This is a genomic window from Ideonella livida, assembly GCF_010499455.1.
GTDB lineage: Bacteria > Pseudomonadota > Gammaproteobacteria > Burkholderiales > Burkholderiaceae_C > Ideonella > Ideonella livida.
Map to the genome: position 1 here is coordinate 141,496 of NZ_JAAGOH010000004.1, position 19,408 is coordinate 160,903.

Here is a 19,408-nt window from a genome sequence, read left to right on the forward strand (position 1 = left end):
TGCCGACCGGCCGATGAAACGCTTCGGTCAGGCCTGAAATACGGAAGTGGAAGCATGCCGTGGCGCATGCCCCAGGATCGGGGTCAGGATAGCATGTGCAACCCTGCGCAGACCTGACGCAGGCGCTCCCGCGCCGGCTGTGTTTACCCGGTGACCAGACGCCGCACGCGCTCCAGATCGGCCAGTGTGTCCACCCCTGGCGCAGGGGCTGTCTCGCTCAGGTGCACTGCAATGTGCTCGCCATGCCAAAGCACCCGCAACTGCTCGAGCGACTCCACTTGCTCCAGCGGCGCCGGCTCGAGCAGCGGGAACTGACGCAGGAATCCTGCCCGGTAGGCATACAAGCCGATGTGGCGCAACGCGCCTGTCGGCGGCAGCGCCGCCGCACCAGCCTGACTGCCATCTCGCCACCACGGCAGGGGAGCGCGGGAAAAGTAGAGCGCCCGGCCCGACCGGTCGCACACCAGCTTGACGACATTGGGGTTGCAAAAGTCCTGCACGTCCTCCAGCCGATGGGCCGCAGTGGCCATGACACAGTCGGGGCGGTTCCGCAGCAGTTGGGCGCAAGCACCCACCAGGGCCGGGTCGATCAAGGGCTCATCGCCTTGAACATTGACCACCAGATCATCTCCATCCAGCCCCAGCAAACCGCAGGCCTGCGCCAGGCGGTCGCTGCCACTGGGATGGCCCGGATCGGTCATCACAGCCTGCACACCATAGGTGACGCAGGCCTGCAGGATGCGATCGTCGTCGCAAGCCACCACGACCTGCCGCGCGCCGGAGCGCGCGGCACGCTGCGCGACGCGCACCACCATCGGCAGGCCGCCGATGTCCGCCAAGGGTTTGTCCGGCAAACGGCTGGACGCCATCCGCGCCGGAATCAGGACGGTGAAGTCCGCAATCATGCCGCGTCCTCATCCTGCTCCAGCGCACGCGCTTCGCTCTCAAGCATGGCAGGAATGCCATCCCGGATGGGAAAGGCCAGGCGATCGGCGGCACACACCAACTCGTGTGGGCGCAGAGCCTCGTCACGGCGCAGGGTCAGCGGGCCCTTGCAAAGAGGACAGACGAGGAGGTCGAGCAGGCGCAGGTCCAGGGTCATGGAAGACAGGTCAGTTGCAGCTCGCCGACGGATCGGCGGGCTGTCTAAGTTCGCGCGCCTGCACCAACCAACCATGCAGTTGCTGGAGCAGGGCGTCCGGGAGCTCGAAGTCTAGCGGCACGACCCAGACCTGCGGCCCGCCGGGTGGCAGCGCAGGCAGCTTGACCGCATCCTTCTCGGTGACCAGCACCTCGGTGGCCTGGCTGGGCCAGGGCACCTGCGCCCAGTCATGGTGATCCGGCAGCGGCAGACGCTGCAGGCGCACACCGCAGGATTCAAGCATGGAGAAAAATCGTTCGGGTTCGGCCAGCCCGGCCGCAGCCCAAAGCGCCTGCTGCTGGCTGCGGCGCGCCAATGCCTCCAAGGCGGCAGGATCCGCACTGGCCCCTTGCCACCATGACGCCAACGGCACCGCCCCCGTCAGCGCCCGCCGGGCGAACTCGCCCGGCAAGGGAACGGACGGCGCTGGCGCGTTGAACAGCACGGCCTGCCGGGGACCCAGCGATGCAGGAACCGGCTCGCGCAGGGGGCCGGCGGGCAGCAACTGCCCATTGCCTGCCCCACGGGCATCGAATACCAAGAGTTCGACATCCCTTGGCAGCCGGCGGTGCTGCAAGGCATCGTCAGCCAGAATGACGTCGACCTCCTGATGGGCCTTGCACAAGGCCTGCAGCGCCGTCCAGCGGTCGGCGTGCACGGCCAATGGCGCGCCGGTGCGGCGATGGATCAGCAGCGGCTCGTCGCCCGCCTCTCGTGCGGTGGAGGTCGGACCCAAGAGGTGCAGCGCCCGATTCGCGCGGCCGTGACCGCGCGACACCACGCCGGGTGTCCAGCCACGTTGGCGCAACGCATGGACCAGCGCGACCGTGGTCGGCGTCTTGCCGGCTCCGCCGACGACCACGTTGCCGACGACCAAGATTGGACAGGGCGGGGTGCGTCCCGCGGCCAGACGCTCATCAGCCTCTCGACGGCGCCGCGAGAGCAGGCCGTAGAGTGAGGCCAGCGGCTGAAGGCACCGGGACCAGGGCGTGGGCGCAGGCGTCCACCAAGCACGCTCCAGCGCCACCAGCCAGCGCGAACGTGCCGGTGGGGAAGAGGGCACAGCTCCCACTCGTCCAGCCGCCGTCAGTTGCCCTGGCCGTGCTGGGCAGCAAAGGTGATGCGGACCAGACCCGCACGGCGGGCGGCGTCCAGCACATTCATGACCGACTGCACCGCCGCGGTAGCGTCGGCGCTGACGATCACCACCGGGTCCTTGCGGGACTGGGCGGCCTCCTGCAGGGCGGCCACCAGTCCTTCCACGCTGCGGCCGTCGACCGGTTGGCGGTCCACCGAGAACCGGCCGTCACCCGCGACGGCCACGACGATCTCGGCCGGCCGGTCCTTGAGCGGATCGGCATTGGCCGTGGGCAGGTTGACCTGCAGTTCAGTGAAGCGGGAGTAGGTGGTGGACAGCATCAGGAAGATGAGCACCACCAGCAACACGTCGATGAAGGGGATGAGGTTGAGCTCGGGCTCATCTCCTCCGGGGCGGCGAAACTTCATGGTCGTGGGTCCGACGTGGCAGGGCGGGCTCAGCGGCCCCGCGGCGCAGAGCGCAGCAGGTGCTGCAGCAGGGTCTCGGCGTCTTGCTCCATGTCCACCAAGAAGCCATTGACGCGGCCACGGAAGAAGCGGTGCGCCACCAGAGAGGGAATGGCGACGATCAGTCCGAACGCGGTGTTGTAGAGGGCGATGGAGATGCCGTGGGCCAGTTGCGCCGGGTTGGTGCCGCTGCCAGGGGCCTGGGCGCCAAAGATCTCGATCATGCCCACGACAGTGCCCAGCAGGCCCAGCAGCGGGGCGGCGGTGGCAATGGTGCCCAGGGTATTGAGATAGCGCTCGAGCTGGTGCGCGGCGGTGCGGCCGGCCAATTCGAAGGACTGACGCAACACAGCCTCATCGGCCTGTCGATCGGCTTGGTGGGTGCGCAAGCCAGCGGCCAGCACCGTCCCGAAGACCGAGTTGGCGGCCAGCTTGCCCAGCACGTCGTCGTTGAGCGCTCCTTGGCGGTGGACACCAAGCACCTCCTGGACCAGCCCCTTGGGCACGACCTTGGGTCGGCGCAGGGACATGGCGCGCTCGATGACGAGCGCCAGTGCGGCGATGGAACACAGGATCAGGGGCCAAATGGGCCAGCCGGCAGCTTCGATGATGCTAAACAAGTCGTCCTCTGGCCTCAGCCGGGGAAGGGTCGATACAGCCGCCGGATTATGGGCCCTAGCCCCACCGCGGAGCTGGCGCGTTGACGGGGGCGCAACAACCACGTGCCCGGCGGCCAAGCCCCGCGGATGCACGGGCCTATGGCGGGCTCCCTACAATCGCGCCGCATTCCACCCATCCCGCTCGGGGCCCAGCCTGGGTCCTGCGGGACGACAACCCGAGAGGAAGCCCCATGGAACACACCCTGCCCCCCCTGCCGTTCGGACTGGACGATCTGGCTCCCCACATGAGCCGCGAGACCCTGGAGTACCACCACGGCAAGCACCACAACGCCTACGTGGTGAACCTGAACAACCTGGTGGCGGGCACCGAGTTCGCCGGCCAGCCGCTGGAGGACGTGGTCAAGAAGTCGTCCGGCCCGATCTACAACAACGCCGCCCAGATCTGGAACCACACCTTCTTCTGGAACTGCCTGAAGAAGAACGGCGGCGGTGAGCCCACCGGAGCCCTGGCAACCGCCATCAACGCCAAGTGGGGCAGCTACGCCGCCTTCAAGGAAGCCTTCACCAAGAGCGCCGTGGGCAACTTCGGTTCGGGCTGGACCTGGCTGGTGAAGAAGGCCGACGGCTCGGTCGACATCGTCAACATGGGCGCTGCCGGCACCCCGCTGACCACCGGTGACACCGCGCTGCTGACCGTGGACGTGTGGGAGCACGCCTACTACATCGACTACCGTAACCTGCGTCCGAAGTTCGTGGAGACCTTCCTGAACTCCCTGGTGAACTGGGACTTCGCCGCGGCCAACTACGGCGCCTGACGCGCCCGCAGGGTGCCCGCCGGGCGCCCATGAAAGAAAGGCCACCTTCGGGTGGCCTTTTTGTTGAGGCGTGTCGGCGCCCCTCTCCGATCAGCTGGCCGCCAGTTCCGTCACCGGCACGCAGCTGCAGAACAGGTTGCGGTCGCCGTAGACGTTGTCCACCCGGCCCACCGGTGACCAGTACTTGCTGGCCTTGAGCGCGGCCACCGGGTAAGCGGCGACTTCACGGCTGTAGGCGTGCGTCCAGTCGGACGCCAGCAGGCTGGCGGCGGTGTGGGGCGCATTCTTCAAGGGGTTGTCCTCACGCGGCAGCGTGCCAGCCTCGACCTGGCGAATCTCTTCGCGGATGGCAATCATCGCGTCGCAGAAGCGGTCCAGCTCGGCCAAGGGTTCGCTCTCGGTGGGTTCCACCATCAGCGTGCCAGCCACCGGGAAGCTCAACGTGGGGGCGTGGAAGCCGTAATCGATCAAACGCTTGGCCACGTCTTCGGCGGAGATGCCGGACGTTTCCTTGAGCGGACGCAGGTCCAGGATGCACTCGTGGGCCACGCCACCGCCGCTCACCCCGTCCACACCACCGCTGAAATGGATGTCGTAGTGGCCGGCCAGGCGAGCGGCCACGTAGTTGGCATTGAGGATGGCCGTCTCGGTGGCCGCGGTCAGGCCGTCGGCGCCCATCATGCGGATGTACATCCAGGAGATGGGCAGCACGGCTGCATTGCCCAGCGGTGCGGCGCTGACGGCACCGACGCCACCGGCACGTTGCTGACCCCCAGTGTCATGACCCGGCAGGAAGGGCACGAGGTCCTCGACCACGCACACGGGGCCCACGCCCGGGCCGCCACCGCCGTGCGGGATGCAGAAGGTCTTGTGCAGGTTCAGGTGGCTCACGTCACCGCCAAACTCGCCCGGGGCGGCAATGCCCACCAGCGCGTTCATGTTGGCGCCGTCCACGTACACCCGCCCGCCAAAGCGGTGCACCAGGGCGCACAGCTCCTTGACCCGCGGCTCGAACACGCCGTAGGTGGAAGGGTAGGTGATCATGATCGCGGCCAGGTCGGCGGCGTGCTTCTCGCACTTGGCCTGCAGGTCGTCCAGGTCCACGCTGCCATTGCTGTCGCACTTCACCACCACCACCTGCATGCCCACCATCTGGGCCGAGGCGGGGTTGGTGCCGTGCGCGCTCTCCGGGATCAGGCAGATCTTGCGGTGTCCTTCGCCGCGTGAAGCGTGCCAGGCCATGATGGCCAGCAGGCCAGCGTATTCACCTTGCGAGCCGGCATTGGGCTGCAGGCTGACGCCGGCGTAACCCGTGGCCTGCACCAGCCAGCCGGTGAGCAAGGCATTCAGCTCGGCATAGCCGGCCAGTTGCTCCGCCGGGGCAAAGGGGTGCACGCCTGCGAATTCCGGCCAGGTGATGGGAATCATCTCGCTGGTGGCATTGAGCTTCATGGTGCAGGAGCCCAGCGGGATCATGCTGCGGTCCAGCGCCAGGTCCTTGTCCGAGAGGCGACGGATGTAGCGCAGCATCTCGGTTTCGCTGTGGTGCGTGTTGAACACCGGGTGCGTGAGGAAGGCGCTGCGGCGGGCCAGCTCAGCGGGCAGCAGGGCCGGCGTGTCGGCCAGGGCCTGCACGCTCGGGCGCTCGGTGCGGCCGGCGAGTTGCGCAAACAGGCGCCACAGGTCCTGCACATCGCTGCGGGTGCTGGTTTCGTCCAGCGTGATGCCCACGGTATCGGCACTGGCAGCGCGCAGGTTGCGGCCGGCGGCCACGGCTGCGGCCATCAGGCTGTCGCGGTGGTGCTCGTCCTGCAGCACCACTTGCAGGGTGTCGAAAGCCGTATCGTGCACCAGCGCGTAGCCCAGCTGCTTCAGGCCCGCGGCAAGGATGGCCGTCAAGCGGGCCACACGCAGGGCGATGCGCTGCAGACCCTGGGGACCGTGGTACACGGCGTACATGCTGGCCACCACGGCCGGCAGCACCTGGGCGGTACAAATGTTGGACGTGGCCTTCTCGCGGCGGATGTGCTGCTCACGGGTCTGCAGCGCCAGGCGGTAGGCCGGCGCGCCATGCGCATCCACGCTCACGCCGACGATGCGTCCCGGCAGGGAGCGCTTGAGCGCATCCTTGCAGGCCAGGTAGGCGGCATGCGGGCCGCCGGCGCCCATGGGCATGCCAAAGCGCTGGGTGTTGCCCAGGGCGATGTCGGCCCCCAGCTCCCCCGGAGGGGTCAGCAGGGTCAGGGCCAGCAGGTCGGCAGCCACCAGGGCCAAGCCGCCGGCGGCGTGCACGGCGTCGATCAGCGGGCGCAGGTCACGCACCTGGCCGTTGAGGCCGGGGTACTGCAGCAGCACGCCGAATGCCGGCGTGGCGGCCAGATCGGCGGCCAGGTCGTTGCAATGCACCACGTCCACGGTCAGGCCCAGGGGCTTGGCGCGGGTACGGATCACCTCAAGACTTTGCGGCAGCACGTCGTGCGCCACCACAAAGCGGCTGGACTTGCTCTTGCCCCCACGGGCAGCCAGCGTCATGGCTTCGGCCGCCGCGGTGGCCTCGTCCAGCATGGACGCGTTGGCGATGTCCATGGCGGTGAGGTCGGTCACCAGGGTCTGGAAATTCACCAAGGCTTCCATGCGGCCCTGGGAGATTTCAGCTTGGTAGGGCGTGTAGGCGGTATACCAAGCCGGGTTCTCGAGGATGTTGCGCAGGATGACGCCGGGTGTGTGCGTACCGTGGTAGCCCTGGCCGATGTGGCTCTTGAGCACCTGGTTCTTGCCGGCGATGGCCTTGAGCTCGGCCAGGGCCTGAGCCTCGGTCACCGGGGTGGGCAGGTCCATGGCGCGGGTACGGGCGATGCTGGCGGGCACGATGGCTTCCACCAGCGCGCGGCGGCTGGTGGCGGTTGGGCCGATCTGGCGCAGCATGGCGGCTTGGTCCGCCTCGGTGGGGCCGATGTGGCGGGCGTGGAACTCCTGGGCGAGCTCCAGCTCGTCCAGGGCGGTGTGGGACGTGAAAGTCATGGCGGGATCCTGCGAGAAACCGGGTGCCTGTGCTCAGGCGGCAGCGAAGGGCGAGGCGGGCGGGTACTGGCTGCACCCACCGCAGACGGCATCAGAGCGTCTTAAGCAGCGCGTCGTAGCCGGTGGCGTCCATCAGGCCATCGAGTTGGGCCACATCGGCCAGCTTGACCTTGAAGAACCAGCCGGCGCCCAGCGGGTCGGTGTTGGCCAGGGCGGGGTCGTCACGCAGGGCTTCGTTGACCTCGACGATTTCGCCGTCCACCGGCATGTAGATGTCGGCGGCGGCCTTCACGGACTCGACGACGCCCGCCACGTCCCCCTTGGCCACGGTCTTGCCCACTTCGGGCAGGTCCACGAAGACCACGTCGCCCAGGGCGTCCTGGGCGTGGACGGTGATGCCCACCACGGCGGCGGCGGTGTCAGCGGCGTTGATCCATTCGTGGTCGGCGGTGAACTTCAGGGTCATGGTGGACTTCCTCGTGTCGGAAAAGGGTTCGTTCGGTTCAGGCCACGCCGCACGGCGCGGACGAGGGCTGGAAAAGGGGTGGCTCGCAGGACCCGGCGCGCATTGTGCGGGCCGCGGGCCAGCCGGTCGGCGAATTTCTGTGCGGCCGCTGTGCATCGGGCCGCACAGGAGCTTTCAACCGCGGTAGTAGCGGGTGGGCTGGAAAGGGGTGGCCACCACGTCCATCGGAAGGCGCTTGCCCCGCACCTCGGCCCAAACCCGGGTCCCCACAGCGGCATGGCTGGCCGGCAGGTAGCCCATGGCCACCGGAGCGCCGACGCTGGGGCCCAGGGTGCCGCTGGTCACGGAGCCCAGGGCGGTGCCGTCTTCGGCCACCAGGGGACTGCCTTCGCGGATAGGTGCCCGTTCCAGGCCACGCAGGCCCACGCGCTTGCGGCCGGCACCGGCGCCCAACTGGGCCTCGATCACGGCGGCGCCTGGGTAGCCGCCCGCGCGGGCGCCGCCAGGGCGGCGCACCTTCTGCATGGCCCAGGTCAGTGCGGCTTCCACCGGGGTGGTGGTGGTGTCGATCTCATGGCCGTACAGGCACAAACCAGCTTCCAGGCGCAGGGTGTCACGCGCCCCCAGGCCCGCAGGGGCCACTTCGGGCTGGGCCAGCAGGGCGCGGGCCAGGGCGACGGCCTGGTCTTGGTGCACCGAGATCTCAAAGCCGTCTTCGCCGGTGTAGCCGGAGCGTGTGACGAAGCAGTCGGCCCCTGCGATCTCAAACCGGCCGCAGGTCATGAAGGTGAGGGCGACCACTTCCGGGGCCAGCCGAGCCAGCGCCGTGACGGCTTGCGGCCCCTGCAGGGCCAACAGGGCGCGCTCCGGCAGCGTTTGCACGGTGCAGCGCTGGCCGATCTGGGCTTGCAGATGGGCGATGTCAGCCTGCTTGCAACCGGCATTGACCACCATGAACAGGTCGCCAAAATCGGGGGCCGAGGCGGCGTCAGGCCGGGTGATCATCAGGTCGTCCAGCAGGCCGCCTTGCTCGTTGGTGAAGAAGCCGTAGCGCTGCTTGCCGGCGGGCAGATCGATCACGTCCACCGGCACCAGGCTCTCCAGTGCGGCAGCGGCCTCAGCACCGATCAGACGCAACTGGCCCATGTGGGACACGTCGAACAGGGCGGCCTTGTCGCGGCACTGGCGATGCTCGGCCATCAGGCCCGCGGGGTACTGCACCGGCATGGCATAGCCGGCAAAGGGCACCATGCGGGCGCCCAGTTCGAGGTGCAGTTCGTGCAGAGGGGTCTTGAGCAGGGCGGCGTCGGTCATGGCGTCAGGCGATGAGGGCTGGGGGCGGCGCCAGGCAGGTGATCCGGCCCGGTTCCGTGTGAAGCCCCCGCTGTCCGCTTTACCTGAGAGATTGGCGCCGGGCGCCTGTGGCGGCCCTGTCGCTTGCCCCTTCGGTGGGCGGGCTCCAGGCCCGCCTCTCTCCAGTGAGGAACGGCGGATACCTCCGCCGCTTGCCAGTCCTTTTGCCTGAGCGTTCGAGCGCATTCGATGATCCGCGCGCTCTGCGCCTTCGGCGGCCCGCACGCAGCGGGCGCTCTCCTGACAAGGCAAAGATTGTATCCCAGCCGGCCTGGCCCCTAGGCACTGCGCCCACCGGGGACACCGCCCTGACCGGGCGCACCGGGCATGACCCGCCACAGGACACAATCGCCTTCTGCTGCCGCCAGGAGACATGGTCTTGTCCGACACCCCGCCCCGCCATTGCATTGCGCACCGTCCTGCCGCCCTCGACCGCCGAGCGACCAAGCGCCGGGCCCCGGAGTGCTTGCCCAGTCGGGGACAGGCCCTGCGGGTCCTGGTGCTGGCAGTGGGGCTGGCTGCCGCAGCCATGCCAGGCCAGGCGGCGCCGTCCTCTGCCACCAAGCGGGCGCCACCGGCCAACGCCGGGTCCAGCGCGGACGCGCCTGCCGACTACCAAGTACGGCCGACGCCGGACTGGGTGGTCACGCCCGCGCTGGCGGAATTGGAGAAACTGCCGGTGGCGTCTGCCGCCCTGCAGGTGCTGCTTCAGGAGGATCAGACGCGCCTGGGTCCGCAGGGGGCTGAGCGCTATGTGCGCGTGGTGCGCCGCCTGCAGGACCGTGCCGGCTTGGAGAGTGGCGCGCAGTGGCAGATCGACTTCGACCCCAGCTACCAGCGTCTGGTGCTGCATACCGTGGCGGTCTGGCGGGACGGCCGCCGGCAGGATCGGCTGCCCGGACTGAAGGTCAAGATGCTCCAGCGGGAGACCCAGCTGGAGCGCCAGATCTACGACGGCCGGGTCACGGCCTCCATCGTGCCGGAGGACATCCGTGTGGGAGACCGGATGGAGTTGGCCTACAGCCTGGTGGGCGAGAACCCGGTCTTCCGGGGTCGTCATGTGGACATGGACTGGTCGATGTCGCACCGTGGTCCGGTGGCTTGGTCGCGTCAGCGCCTGCTGGTGCCGGCGGGGCGGACCATCCAGCTCAGCGTGGATGAACGTCTGCACCAGGTGAGCCGTCAGACCCGCCAGGGGCAGACGGAGATATGGGTCGAACGCCGGCAGGCGCCGATGTACGTCTGGGAAAACCAGTCCGCCCCGGCGGCCTACCTGGCCGACCAGCAGCAATACAGCGAGTTCGAGCGCTGGGAAGACGTGGCCGGCTGGGCGGAGCGCCTGTTCGAGGGCACCGCGGCCCCTGGTGCCGAAGTGTTGGCGCAGGCCCAGCGGCTGCGCCGCGCCACGCCCCGGGAGACGGTGGAGGCGGTGTTGGACTTCGTGCAGCAGGAGATCCGCTACTTTGGCACCGAGATCGGCCCGGCCAGCCACCAGCCAGCGGCACCGGAGAAGGTGCTGCGCCAGCGCTTTGGCGACTGCAAGGACAAGGTGGCACTGGCGGTGGCCCTGTTGCGCCCCCTGGGCGTGGCGGCCGAGCCCCTGCTCGTGTCCACCCTGTGGCGCGGCGATGCGGCACGGCTGCTGCCCAGTCCACTGGCCTTCAACCACGCCATCCTGACGGTCCCCCTGGACGGCAGGCAGCTGGTGCTGGACCCCACCCGCAGCCTGCAGTCCGGCCCCCTGGAAGCTCGCCAGAGCCTGGGCCTGGGTGTCGGCCTGCCCGCACGCGCCGGCGCCGGGCTGATGACGCTGCCAGCGGCGGTGGAGCACCTGAAGGTGGAGGTGTCGGACCTGATCCGGTTTGAGCGCCTGAGTGAGGATCCGGTGCTGGAAGCACGCTGGACGTACCACGGCGAGAACGCTGAGCAGGTCCGCCAGCTGGCTCAGGCTGGACAACTGCAGGAGCTGCAGAAATGGCTGGCTGGCGAGTACGCCCGCAGCTATCCCGGCGCACAGACAGTGGGCGAGTTGTCCGTGGAGAACCTGGCCGGCCAGCATGCGGTGCGCCTGAGCCAACGCTTCGCCCTGCATCAGTACCTCAAGCTGGCAGAGGAGAAATATCTGCAGGGAGAGTTCGGGCTGGTGGGGGTGATGCAGGCCCTGCGCCTGCCCGACCAGGCCCCGCGCACCCGCGACCTGAGCCTGGGCGCCGGCGGCCAGTTCAGGCACGTGCTGCGCATGGAATTTCCGGAGGACGTCTTCAGCCGGCCCGGGCAGACACGTGGTGAGGAGGGTGACCGACACACCCGCGTGCGCTGGCGCCAGACCCTGGAGCCTCGGGCGGCGGAGGTGCAGGTGGACGCCACGGTGCAGGACACGGTCATCACCCCGACACAGTGGCAGGCCCACCGCGAGGCGCTGGTCAAGCTCTGGCCCCGCCTAAGCAACCAGATCTCACTGGCCACGCTGCGCCCGGCCCAGGCCGACGTGCTGCGCGAGCGGCTGAGGGCGCTGGACGCCGGACAGAACACCAGGGTGTCGATGCGCAGTCAGGTGCAACGAGACGCCCAGCAAGGCCTGCTGGTGGTGGACGCCCAGCTGCAGTCCGGACGCCTGCCTACACCGGCACAGGTAACGCTGCTGCGCCGCAAGATCGTCCACCTGGACCACCTGGGACGCCCCGAAGAAGGCCGCGAGGCCGCACGCCAGGCCCTGGCGCTGGACCCGCAGCACCTGGAGCTGCGTGAGGCCGCCGCAGAGAACGCGCTCGCCCTGGGCGACGCCGAGGAGGCCCTGCGCCTGGTGGGCCCGTTGCTGGAAGGGGGCACCTCCGCCTCGGCGCAGATGGTGGCGGGCCGCGCCCTCTACCAAGCCGGGGAGGTGGCGCGTGCCTTGCAGTACTTCCAGCGGGCGGTCAACCTGCAACCAGAAGGCGAGCGGGCCTATGCCCTGATCTGGGAACGCCTGGCCATGCGGCGCCTGGGTCAGACACCGCCGCTGGCCAGCCCGCGCCCCACGGGCTGGCCGGGCCACCTGCTGGCCTTGGTGGAGGGGCGTCTGGCAGAACCCGAAGCGCGGGTGCTGGCCATGGAAGGGGGCGGCGATACCGCCACCGGCCAGCGCTGCGAACTGTTCTTCTACCTGGCCGAGCTGCAGCAGGCGGCCGGCGACAGTCGCACGGCCATGCGCTTCTACCAGCAGGCGGTGGACACCCAACTCACCGAGTTTGTGGAGCACGGCATGGCGCGACTGGCCCTGAAGCGGGCAGGCGCCGCCCGCTGACGGAGGCCTCAGGCGCCGGGGCGTGGCGCCGCCGGCCGCGTGCGGTAGAACTCGATGGGCTGGGCCGTGGCCGCAGCCAGCTTCTCCTCCCGACGAGCCTGCTGGATGACGTTCTTCCTGAGCCGCCCGACCACGTGCATCTCGCACGGCTTGCAGTCAAAGCGCAGGGTGTAGGTCTCGTCACCGTGGCGGATGGTCAACGGCTCGGCCTTGACCGTGCCTTGCACGCCGGTCACGCCCTTGGCCTGCTTGGGGCACAGGCTCAATGAATAGCGCACGCAGTGTTTGGTGATCATCAGGCTGGACTCGCCCAGGGCCTCGTGGCTCTCATAGGCGGCCTCGATGACCTGCACGCCGTGGCGGGCGTAGAAGTCGCGCGCCTTGCGGTTGTAGACGTTGGCCAGATAGCTCAGCGTGTCCTCGGGGTAGGGCACGGGCGGCTCCACCGGCGGGGTGGGGCGCAGGCGCTCGCGGCAGGCTTCACGCTCGGCCTCCAACGCGGCGATGGCCTCCCGGCGCAGCGCATTCAGGGCGCCAGCAGGCACGAACCAGGGCTGGCGCAGCGCCAGCGACACCTCGCGCGCCTCGAAGACCGTGGTGCCGAGCTTGGCCAGGCCCTCGCGCAGCGCGGCTTCGGCGCGCTCGGGCTGCTGGGCGGGCTGCAGCGCGTGGGACAGTGTGGCCTGGGCGTGGTGGCCGTCTTCGTCGGTGGCGCTCAGGCACAGGCCGTCGGCCGTCTCGGCCAGGTGCAGGTCCACCGCGATGCGGCGCTCGCTGCTGGCCTTGCGCAAGGTGCGCTCCCAGGCCATGTCGCGGTTTCGCATCAGCACGGTGCCCTTGCGCAGGTCAGTGAGTTGGGCCACCGGTTCCTTGGGCTCCACACGGAAGCGGCTGGGCGCCTCGCCGGCCTCCAGCGCCTGGGCGGTGTTGATCTGCACGCCGCGCAGCTCGCCTTGCAGGTCGAACCAGGTGATGGAGTCGCCATTGTTCAAGGCACCCACGCCGTCTTCCAGTTGCACGTCCACGTGGCTGGCGCCCAGGCCCGTCACCCAGCCCAGCGGCAGGCCGGCGTGCTTGGGCGTGTCGAAGGCACCGATGTCGATCTGTCGGCCGTTGACGAAGTAGTCGGTGCTGCCGCGGTTGAAGTTGCGGTCCGGGTCGGGGGTGAAGAACAGGCGGGTGTGGCCGCTGCTGGCGCGGCGCAGGCCGGGGCGACCCTCCAGGACCTCGTCGAGCAGTTGACGGTAATGGGCGGTGATGTTCTTCACGTAGCCCATGTCCTTGTAGCGGCCCTCGATCTTGAAGCTGCGCACGCCTGCGTCCACCAGCGCGGCCAGGTTGGCCGACTGGTTGTTGTCCTTCATGGACAGCACATGCTTCTCGTGGGCCACGATGCGGCCCTGGGTGTCGGTCACCGTCCAGGGCAGGCGGCAGGCCTGGGAGCAGTCACCCCGGTTGGCGCTGCGGCCGGTGTGGGCGTGGCTGACATAGCACTGGCCGGAATAGGCCACGCACAGGGCGCCGTGGATGAAGAACTCGATGACCGTGTCGGGCAGGGCGCTGGCGATCTGCTGGATCTGCGGCAGCGTCAGCTCGCGGGCCAGCACAATCTGGTCAAACCCGCTTTGCGCCAGAAAGCGCGCCTTCTCCAGGGTGCGGATGTCGCATTGCGTGGAGGCGTGCAGCTGCAGCGGTGGCAGGTCCATGGCCAGCAGGCCCATGTCCTGCACGATCAGGGCGTCGGCGCCGGCCCGGTGAACGTCCCAGGCCATCTGGCGGGCGGGCTCCAGCTCGTCGTCCCGCAGGATGGTGTTGAGCGTGACGAAGATCTTGGCGCCAAAGCGATGGGCATGCCGGCACAGGCGGTCGATGTCGGCCACCGAGTTGCCGGCTGAGGCGCGGGCGCCGAAGCCAGGGCCGCCGATGTAAACGGCGTCGGCCCCATGGTTGATGGCCTCGATGCCGATGTCGGCATCGCGGGCCGGGGCCAGCAATTCAAGTTCCAGGGTTCGGCGCTTCGTCGTCATGGGCGCGAATGGTACCGACCCCCTGACCCCGGCGCTGCCGGCCAGGGGGATGCCCTGGCGCTTCAGCCCTTGACGGTGGCCAGCAGCCGGGCCGAAGCCGCGTCGAAATGGGCGCGCAGCTCGGCGTAGGAGTGGTTCACCGGAAACTGCGGGAACTTCTCGACGATGGAGGCTGGGGGGTGGATGAAGAAGCCGGCGTCGGCCGCGCTCAGCATGCCGGTGTCGTTGTAGCTGTCACCGGCGGCCATGACCTGGAAGTTCAAGCTCTTCAGGGCGTTGACGGCGTGGCGCTTCTGGTCGGGCTGGCGCAACTTGTAGTCACGCACAAAGCCGGCGTCGTCGATCACCAGCTTGTGGCAGAACAGGGTGGGGCGGCCCAGCTGCTTCATCAGCGGGTCGGCAAACTCGTAGAAGGTGTCCGACAGGATGATGACCTGGAACTTCTCGCGCAGGCCATCGAGGAAAGCCTTGGCGCCTTCCATGGGCGACATGCTGGCGATCACAGCCTGGATATCAGCCAGCTTCAGCCCGTGCTGGGCCAGCAGGTCGATGCGGAAGCGCATCAGTTTGTCGTAGTCCGGCTCATCGCGGGTGGTGCGCGAGAACTCGGGGATGCCGGTGCGCTTGGAAAATTCGATCCAGATTTCCGGAACGAGCACGCCTTCGAGGTCGAGGCAGACGACTTGCATGGATGGGCTCCAATACGGCGGCCCCGTCAGGGCGGGGCGGGCAGGGGGTCTGGGCCGACGGCAGGGGGCCGGCGGCGAACGGCGGGCATCCTACCGCAGGGCCCCGGCCCGACGGACTCAGACGGCCCGCACCCTGACGGGCACGCCGGACAGCACTGAGGTGCCCGAGATCGGGTCACGCGCCTGGGCGCTCATCAGGGCATTGAGGTTGACCCCGGGGCGCCGGGCGGCCGTGGCCAGTTGGGTGCCCGGCAGGTCATGGCCCCAGCCGTGGGGCAGGCTCACCACGCCCGGGCGCAAGGCGTCGTGCAGCGCCAGGGGCACTTGCAGCCAGGCCTGCTCATCCAGGCCGCCATGGCCGATGGCCACGGTCTGCCCGGGCTGCAGGCCACGCGCCGCGGCATCTTGCGGGTGCATCCACAACACGCAACGCACCGGCCCCTTGGCCAGCACGGGCAGGTTGTGCATCCAGCTGTTGTTGCTGCGCACCTCGCGCCGGCCCACCAGCCACAATGCATCGGCGGCAGGCTCAGGCTGGGTCAGCGCCAGGGCCAGATCGTCCACCAGAGACGGCGGCGCGGCCTCGATGGCGCCGCTGGGCGTGCGCAGCAGCGCCGGCAGGCGCGGGGTCAAGGGGCCCAGGTCCAGGCCTGCCGGGGCTTGGGCCACCTGAGCCAGGGTCAGGCCGTGTGGGCGCTGGCCAAATCGGTCGCCCCAAGGGCCGGTGCGCAGCGCCAGGTCCACCAAGCGCTCAGGCCCGGACCAGGTACTGAGCGGCCGTGCCATGGCAGCGACGTCAGGCAGCTGGGGGTCAGCGACACGGGCGCCGCGCAGATCCTTGTCCAGCAGTTGATCGTCCAGCGCGGCCAGGTCGGCATCGGCGCCCAGGCCGCTCAAGATCGCTTGCAAGCGCAGCAGCAGCTGCCATTCAGGGGGATGGTCGGTGGGCGCTGGCAGCACCGGGGCGCTGTAGCGCGCGTGGTGGCGGTGGCTGAGCTGGCCAAAGGCCACGTCGTAGTGGCCATCTTCCAGCGGCGAGCGGCCGGGCAGCACCACGTCAGCGTGGCGGGTCGTCTCGTTGAGGTAGATGTCCACACTGACCATGAAGTCCAACCCCTCGAGCGCCTGGGCCAGCTGGGCACCGCGTGGCGCGGACAACACCGGGTTGGTGCCCACGGAGATCAGCGCCCGGATCTGGCCCGGCCCCGGGGTCAGGATCTCCTCGGCCAGCAGGGACACCGGCAGCTCCCCCAGCACCTCGGGCGCGCCGCTGACGCGGCTGTGGTGGCGGCCGGTACGCACGCCGCGACCCCGTCCGGGCGGGCCCTGGGTGTTGGCGGCAAAGGCGGCGGCCTGCGGGAACATGGCACCGCCGGGCTCGTCCAGGTGTCCGGTGAGCAGGTTGACCAGATCGATCAGCCAGCTGTTGACCGTGCCAAAGCGCTGGGTGCAGGTGCCGATGCGGCCATAGAGGCACGCCTGGGGCGCCTGCGCCAAGGCCTGGGCCAGGGCGCGCACCTGATCGGCGGGAATGCCGGTGTGGCGCTCGGCCAGGGCGGCGGTGAAGGGCTCGACGGCGGCCCGCACCGCGTCCAGCCCCTGCACCCAGGGGCCCAGGCGGCCCAGCCGTACCCGGTCGGTGGTGAACAGTTCACGCACCAGGGCGGCGAGCAGGAACACATCGCTCCCCGGGCGAAGAGACAGGTGCTCATCGGCCATCTCGGCGGTCTCGGTCCGGCGGGGGTCGATCACCACCAGGCGACCACCCCGGGACCGCAAGGCCTTGGCCCGCTGGCGGAAGTCGGGCACGGTCCACATGCTGCCGTGGCTGACCGCCGGGTTGGCGCCTAGCACCACCAGCAGCTGGCAGCGGTCGATGTCCGGCACGGCCACGCTGAAACCGTGGCCGAACATCAGACCGGACTGCAGCTGCTTGGGCATCTGGTCCAAGGTGGAAGCCGAGAAGATGTTTCGGGTGCCCGCCGCCCGCGCCAGACGGGCGAAGTACAGCAACAAGCCCATCTTGTGCACCACCGGATTGCCCGCCACCAGGCCCAGGGCGTCGGCCCCGTGGGTCTGCAGCAGGGGAGGCAGGTGCTGGCCGATGTGTGCAAAGGCCTCGTCCCAGGTGGCGGCCTGCAGGCGTCCATCACGCCGCACCAGGGGCGTTCGCAGCCGGTCCGGGTCTTCATGGAGGTCTTTCAGCGCCACGCCCTTGGGGCACAGGTAGCCTCGGCTGAAAGGGTCTTCGTCGGCGCCACGCACCCGCACGACGCGCGGGGTGGGGCCGTCGCGGTCGGCCACGTCGACCCACAGGCCGCAGCAGGCCTCACACAGGGGGCAGATGCGGTAGTGGCGTGACGTTGAGGCAGCGGTGGACATGGTGGACTCCAGCCAGAGGATGCCCGGGCATGATGCGCGGCACCCGCGGCGCCCGCCGTCATGTGCGGGACGCCTGGCCCAGGGGTTTGCCCCGAGTCTCAGCTCACCACGTAGGCCGCCGCGGCCGTCGCGATGAGAACGCCGGCATCGCTGGTCAGCCGCATCAGCGTCGAGCCCACACGCCCCCCCAGCCGGGTGACTTCGGCCGTGGCCTGAAAGTGCTGCCCGATGCCTTGCCGCAGGAAATCCACGCGCATGTCGATGGTGCCCATGCGGCCAAAACGGTGCATCACCTGGTCGGCGGTCTCCTCGCCGTGCTTGTCGGCGATGGCGGTCATCAAGGCGGCGGCACCCACCACATCCAGTACGCTGGAGATGACACCGCCGTGCAGCCGCCCGTACAGGAAGTGGCCCACCAGTGCCGGCCGCATGTCAAAGCGCAGCACCGGCGCTCCCGGGGCCAGCGAGACCACCTGCAACCCCAGGGTTTGGTTGAAAGTGATGCGCTGTTCAAACAACTCCACCAAAGCCCGGTCCAGCCGCTGCTGCTCTTCGGGTGGCCGGCGGGGGCTGAGGGGTGACGGGCTCATGGTCGTGAGGTTAACGCCTCCGACCTGTACCTGAAGGCGCCGGGGCGACAGCACCGGGTTGACGCCGCCACCCCCCGCCCAAAGGAGCCTTCGCGGGCCACATCAGACCAGCTTGCGCCGATGCGCCACGGCCTCAGGCCCCGGTCGGGTCGTCGCCGGTGGTGGCGTCATGTCGGGTGTCGTCGTCCACGTGGAGGTAGAGCGCCGTGGTCTCCAATGAGGCGTGACGCAGATTGCGCTGGATGAAGCGCAGATCGGTGCCCGCATCGGCCTGGAAGGTGGCCGCCGTGTGTCGCAGCCAGTGGGTGGAGGCCCGCTGCAGGCGATGGGCCCCGGCCGGGTCCTGCGGCGCCAGGGCCTCGGCAGCCTCGGTGCACAGGCCTTTGACGATCAGGTAGACCGCTGTCGGGGTGAGTGCCCGCGGCTTGCCCGAGAGCGGCAGGATCAGGGGCGTGGTCTCTTGTGGCGCTGGCAACGCGCTGAGCCCGTGGCCCTGCCGGTAGCGGGCCAGGTCGGCCATCAAGCTGGCCGAGACCGGCACCTCCCCTTGCAGCCCCCCCTTGCCGAGCACCCGCAGCCACCATCGCCCGCGGCGGCGGCTGAGGTGGCCGGCCTGCGCCGCCGCAGCCTCCGCCGCACGCAGGCCGGTGCCCTGCAGGAATCGCAGCGTCCAGCGGGCACGTTCCAGCCGGACCTGCTCCCGGCGCGCCTGCGCCGCGTCCGGCTTGGCCTGGATCGGATCCACAGGGGCAGCCTCCACCGGCAACGCCAGTCGCCCGTCCACCCAGCGCATCAGCCAGTGCCAAGTCTGCGGCTCCAGGTAGCGGTCCACCAGTTGGTCCCGCCCCTGGGGGCCGCCACGGCGCGCCCGCCGCATGGCCAGGGGATTCACCGCCAGGTAGCCGCCGGCACTCAGATAGGCGAACAGCCCGGCCAGCACGCCCATGGCATGCCGCAGGCTGGCCGGGGAGAGCGGGCCAGCCAGCAAGCGACGGCCACCGCCGCGCCGAGGCTGCCGGGGATCGCACCAGTCGGCCGGCGGATCGGCCAGAAAGCGCTCATAGGCCAACAAGTCGGCCCGGTCCAGGCTGGAAAGCGGCTTGGCGCGCTGGTGCCAGGCCCAGCACATCAACCGCTCCGCCTCCTTGCGATAGGACCGCAAGGTGTGGGGCGACCCGGCGTGCTCGGCCAGCCAGGTCCGCACAGCATCCACATCGCGCTCCGCATGCAGCCAGCGCGGGCCTTCAGGCGCACGGTTGGTGCCCGGGGTCTGGTCCAGCAGGTCCAGTGCCCGCGCCAGGTCCTCCAGCGTAGGGGGCAGGGCCATGACCTGCCCGTTTGCCGCGAGCGGAGCAGGCAAGGGAACGGCGTCGGCGTCATCAACAGCGGCGGGAAGGGTCATGGCACCAATATTTTTGATAATCAGAGTAATCGTAAAAATCATACCTGAATCATTACCTGTATAACGTGATACGC

The 19,408-nt window shown here is 69.3% G+C and carries 15 protein-coding genes and 2 riboswitches; of the genes, 2 read left to right on the forward strand and 13 right to left on the reverse strand.

Translation table 11 applies throughout. The features are described 5' to 3' along the window. Positions 1-143: 143 nt before the first annotated feature. From kdsB to G3A44_RS05155, 5 genes are read right to left on the reverse strand one after another with little or no spacing between them, the layout of a single operon-like run. Positions 144-905: a 3-deoxy-manno-octulosonate cytidylyltransferase gene (kdsB, locus tag G3A44_RS05135; protein WP_163456436.1), complete on the reverse strand. Its 762-nt coding sequence runs from the start codon at positions 903-905 to the stop codon at positions 144-146. Continuing rightward, entirely contained in the window at positions 902-1,096 is a 195-nt protein-coding gene (locus tag G3A44_RS05140) for a Trm112 family protein (protein ID WP_163456527.1), read from the reverse strand. Before G3A44_RS05140 ends, kdsB begins: the two co-directional genes overlap by 4 nt. A 16-nt stretch (positions 1,097-1,112) precedes the next feature. Next, positions 1,113-2,213: a tetraacyldisaccharide 4'-kinase gene (gene lpxK, locus G3A44_RS05145; RefSeq protein WP_310734324.1), complete on the reverse strand. Its 1,101-nt coding sequence runs from the start codon at positions 2,211-2,213 to the stop codon at positions 1,113-1,115. A gap of 14 nt (positions 2,214-2,227) precedes the next feature. Continuing rightward, positions 2,228-2,647, reverse strand: a complete 420-nt coding sequence (locus G3A44_RS05150; RefSeq protein ID WP_163456438.1) for an ExbD/TolR family protein — start codon at positions 2,645-2,647, stop codon at positions 2,228-2,230. 29 nt (positions 2,648-2,676) lie between these two features. Then, the gene (locus G3A44_RS05155; RefSeq protein WP_163456439.1) at positions 2,677-3,306 is read right to left on the reverse strand and encodes a MotA/TolQ/ExbB proton channel family protein; all 630 of its coding nucleotides are present in this window, start codon (positions 3,304-3,306) and stop codon (positions 2,677-2,679) included. 230 nt (positions 3,307-3,536) lie between these two features. Between G3A44_RS05155 and G3A44_RS05160 the strand changes: the two genes are divergently transcribed. After that, positions 3,537-4,121, forward strand: coding sequence for a superoxide dismutase (locus tag G3A44_RS05160; RefSeq protein WP_163456440.1), 585 nt, complete (start codon positions 3,537-3,539; stop codon positions 4,119-4,121). A 90-nt stretch (positions 4,122-4,211) separates the two neighbouring features. Here the strand turns inward: G3A44_RS05160 and gcvP are convergent, their stop codons facing one another. The 3 genes from gcvP to gcvT all read right to left on the reverse strand — a co-directional run bounded on the left by gcvP (position 4,212) and on the right by gcvT (position 8,922). Then, positions 4,212-7,142: an aminomethyl-transferring glycine dehydrogenase gene (gene gcvP, locus G3A44_RS05165; protein ID WP_163456441.1), complete on the reverse strand. Its 2,931-nt coding sequence runs from the start codon at positions 7,140-7,142 to the stop codon at positions 4,212-4,214. A 91-nt stretch (positions 7,143-7,233) separates the two neighbouring features. Then, entirely contained in the window at positions 7,234-7,608 is a 375-nt protein-coding gene (gene gcvH / locus G3A44_RS05170) for a glycine cleavage system protein GcvH (RefSeq protein WP_163456442.1), read from the reverse strand. Positions 7,609-7,782: 174 nt separating this feature from the next. After that, entirely contained in the window at positions 7,783-8,922 is a 1,140-nt protein-coding gene (gene gcvT / locus G3A44_RS05175; protein WP_163456443.1) for a glycine cleavage system aminomethyltransferase GcvT, read from the reverse strand. A 60-nt stretch (positions 8,923-8,982) separates the two neighbouring features. Then, positions 8,983-9,097, reverse strand: a riboswitch (glycine riboswitch). A 10-nt stretch (positions 9,098-9,107) separates the two neighbouring features. Next, positions 9,108-9,214, reverse strand: a riboswitch (glycine riboswitch). A gap of 126 nt (positions 9,215-9,340) precedes the next feature. Here gcvT and G3A44_RS05180 point away from each other — a divergent pair. Next, positions 9,341-12,244 carry a DUF3857 domain-containing protein gene (locus G3A44_RS05180; protein ID WP_163456444.1) on the forward strand — a complete coding sequence of 968 codons (2,904 nt, stop codon included), beginning with the start codon at positions 9,341-9,343 and terminating at the stop codon, positions 12,242-12,244. Between the two features lie 8 nt (positions 12,245-12,252). Here G3A44_RS05180 and G3A44_RS05185 read toward each other — a convergent pair whose 3' ends face one another. From G3A44_RS05185 to G3A44_RS05205, 5 genes are all read right to left on the reverse strand, one after another. Beyond that, positions 12,253-14,271 (reverse strand): peptidase U32 family protein, encoded by a 2,019-nt coding sequence (locus G3A44_RS05185; RefSeq protein ID WP_163456445.1) that lies wholly within the window; start codon positions 14,269-14,271, stop codon positions 12,253-12,255. 62 nt (positions 14,272-14,333) lie between these two features. Further along, on the reverse strand, positions 14,334-14,960 hold the full coding sequence (thrH, locus tag G3A44_RS05190) for a bifunctional phosphoserine phosphatase/homoserine phosphotransferase ThrH (protein WP_163456446.1): 627 nt from the start codon (positions 14,958-14,960) through the stop codon (positions 14,334-14,336). Positions 14,961-15,077: 117 nt separating this feature from the next. Continuing rightward, the gene (locus G3A44_RS05195) at positions 15,078-17,342 is read right to left on the reverse strand and encodes a molybdopterin-dependent oxidoreductase (RefSeq protein ID WP_163456447.1); all 2,265 of its coding nucleotides are present in this window, start codon (positions 17,340-17,342) and stop codon (positions 15,078-15,080) included. Between the two features lie 98 nt (positions 17,343-17,440). Continuing rightward, the gene (locus G3A44_RS05200) at positions 17,441-17,932 is read right to left on the reverse strand and encodes a thioesterase family protein (protein WP_163456448.1); all 492 of its coding nucleotides are present in this window, start codon (positions 17,930-17,932) and stop codon (positions 17,441-17,443) included. A 133-nt stretch (positions 17,933-18,065) separates the two neighbouring features. Beyond that, positions 18,066-19,259: a tyrosine-type recombinase/integrase gene (locus tag G3A44_RS05205; protein ID WP_163456449.1), complete on the reverse strand. Its 1,194-nt coding sequence runs from the start codon at positions 19,257-19,259 to the stop codon at positions 18,066-18,068. Positions 19,260-19,408: the final 149 nt, after the last annotated feature.

Coding starts and splice junctions, on each gene's coding strand:
- kdsB (WP_163456436.1), bottom strand. CDS start 905: ATGATTGCGGACTTCACCGTCCTGATTCCGGCGCGGATGGCGTCCAGC.
- G3A44_RS05150 (WP_163456438.1), bottom strand. CDS start 2,647: ATGAAGTTTCGCCGCCCCGGAGGAGATGAGCCCGAGCTCAACCTCATC.
- G3A44_RS05160 (WP_163456440.1), top strand. CDS start 3,537: ATGGAACACACCCTGCCCCCCCTGCCGTTCGGACTGGACGATCTGGCT.
- gcvP (WP_163456441.1), bottom strand. CDS start 7,142: ATGACTTTCACGTCCCACACCGCCCTGGACGAGCTGGAGCTCGCCCAG.
- gcvH (WP_163456442.1), bottom strand. CDS start 7,608: ATGACCCTGAAGTTCACCGCCGACCACGAATGGATCAACGCCGCTGAC.
- gcvT (WP_163456443.1), bottom strand. CDS start 8,922: ATGACCGACGCCGCCCTGCTCAAGACCCCTCTGCACGAACTGCACCTC.
- G3A44_RS05185 (WP_163456445.1), bottom strand. CDS start 14,271: ATGACGACGAAGCGCCGAACCCTGGAACTTGAATTGCTGGCCCCGGCC.
- thrH (WP_163456446.1), bottom strand. CDS start 14,960: ATGCAAGTCGTCTGCCTCGACCTCGAAGGCGTGCTCGTTCCGGAAATC.
- G3A44_RS05195 (WP_163456447.1), bottom strand. CDS start 17,342: ATGTCCACCGCTGCCTCAACGTCACGCCACTACCGCATCTGCCCCCTG.
- G3A44_RS05200 (WP_163456448.1), bottom strand. CDS start 17,932: ATGAGCCCGTCACCCCTCAGCCCCCGCCGGCCACCCGAAGAGCAGCAG.
- G3A44_RS05205 (WP_163456449.1), bottom strand. CDS start 19,259: ATGGCCCTGCCCCCTACGCTGGAGGACCTGGCGCGGGCACTGGACCTG.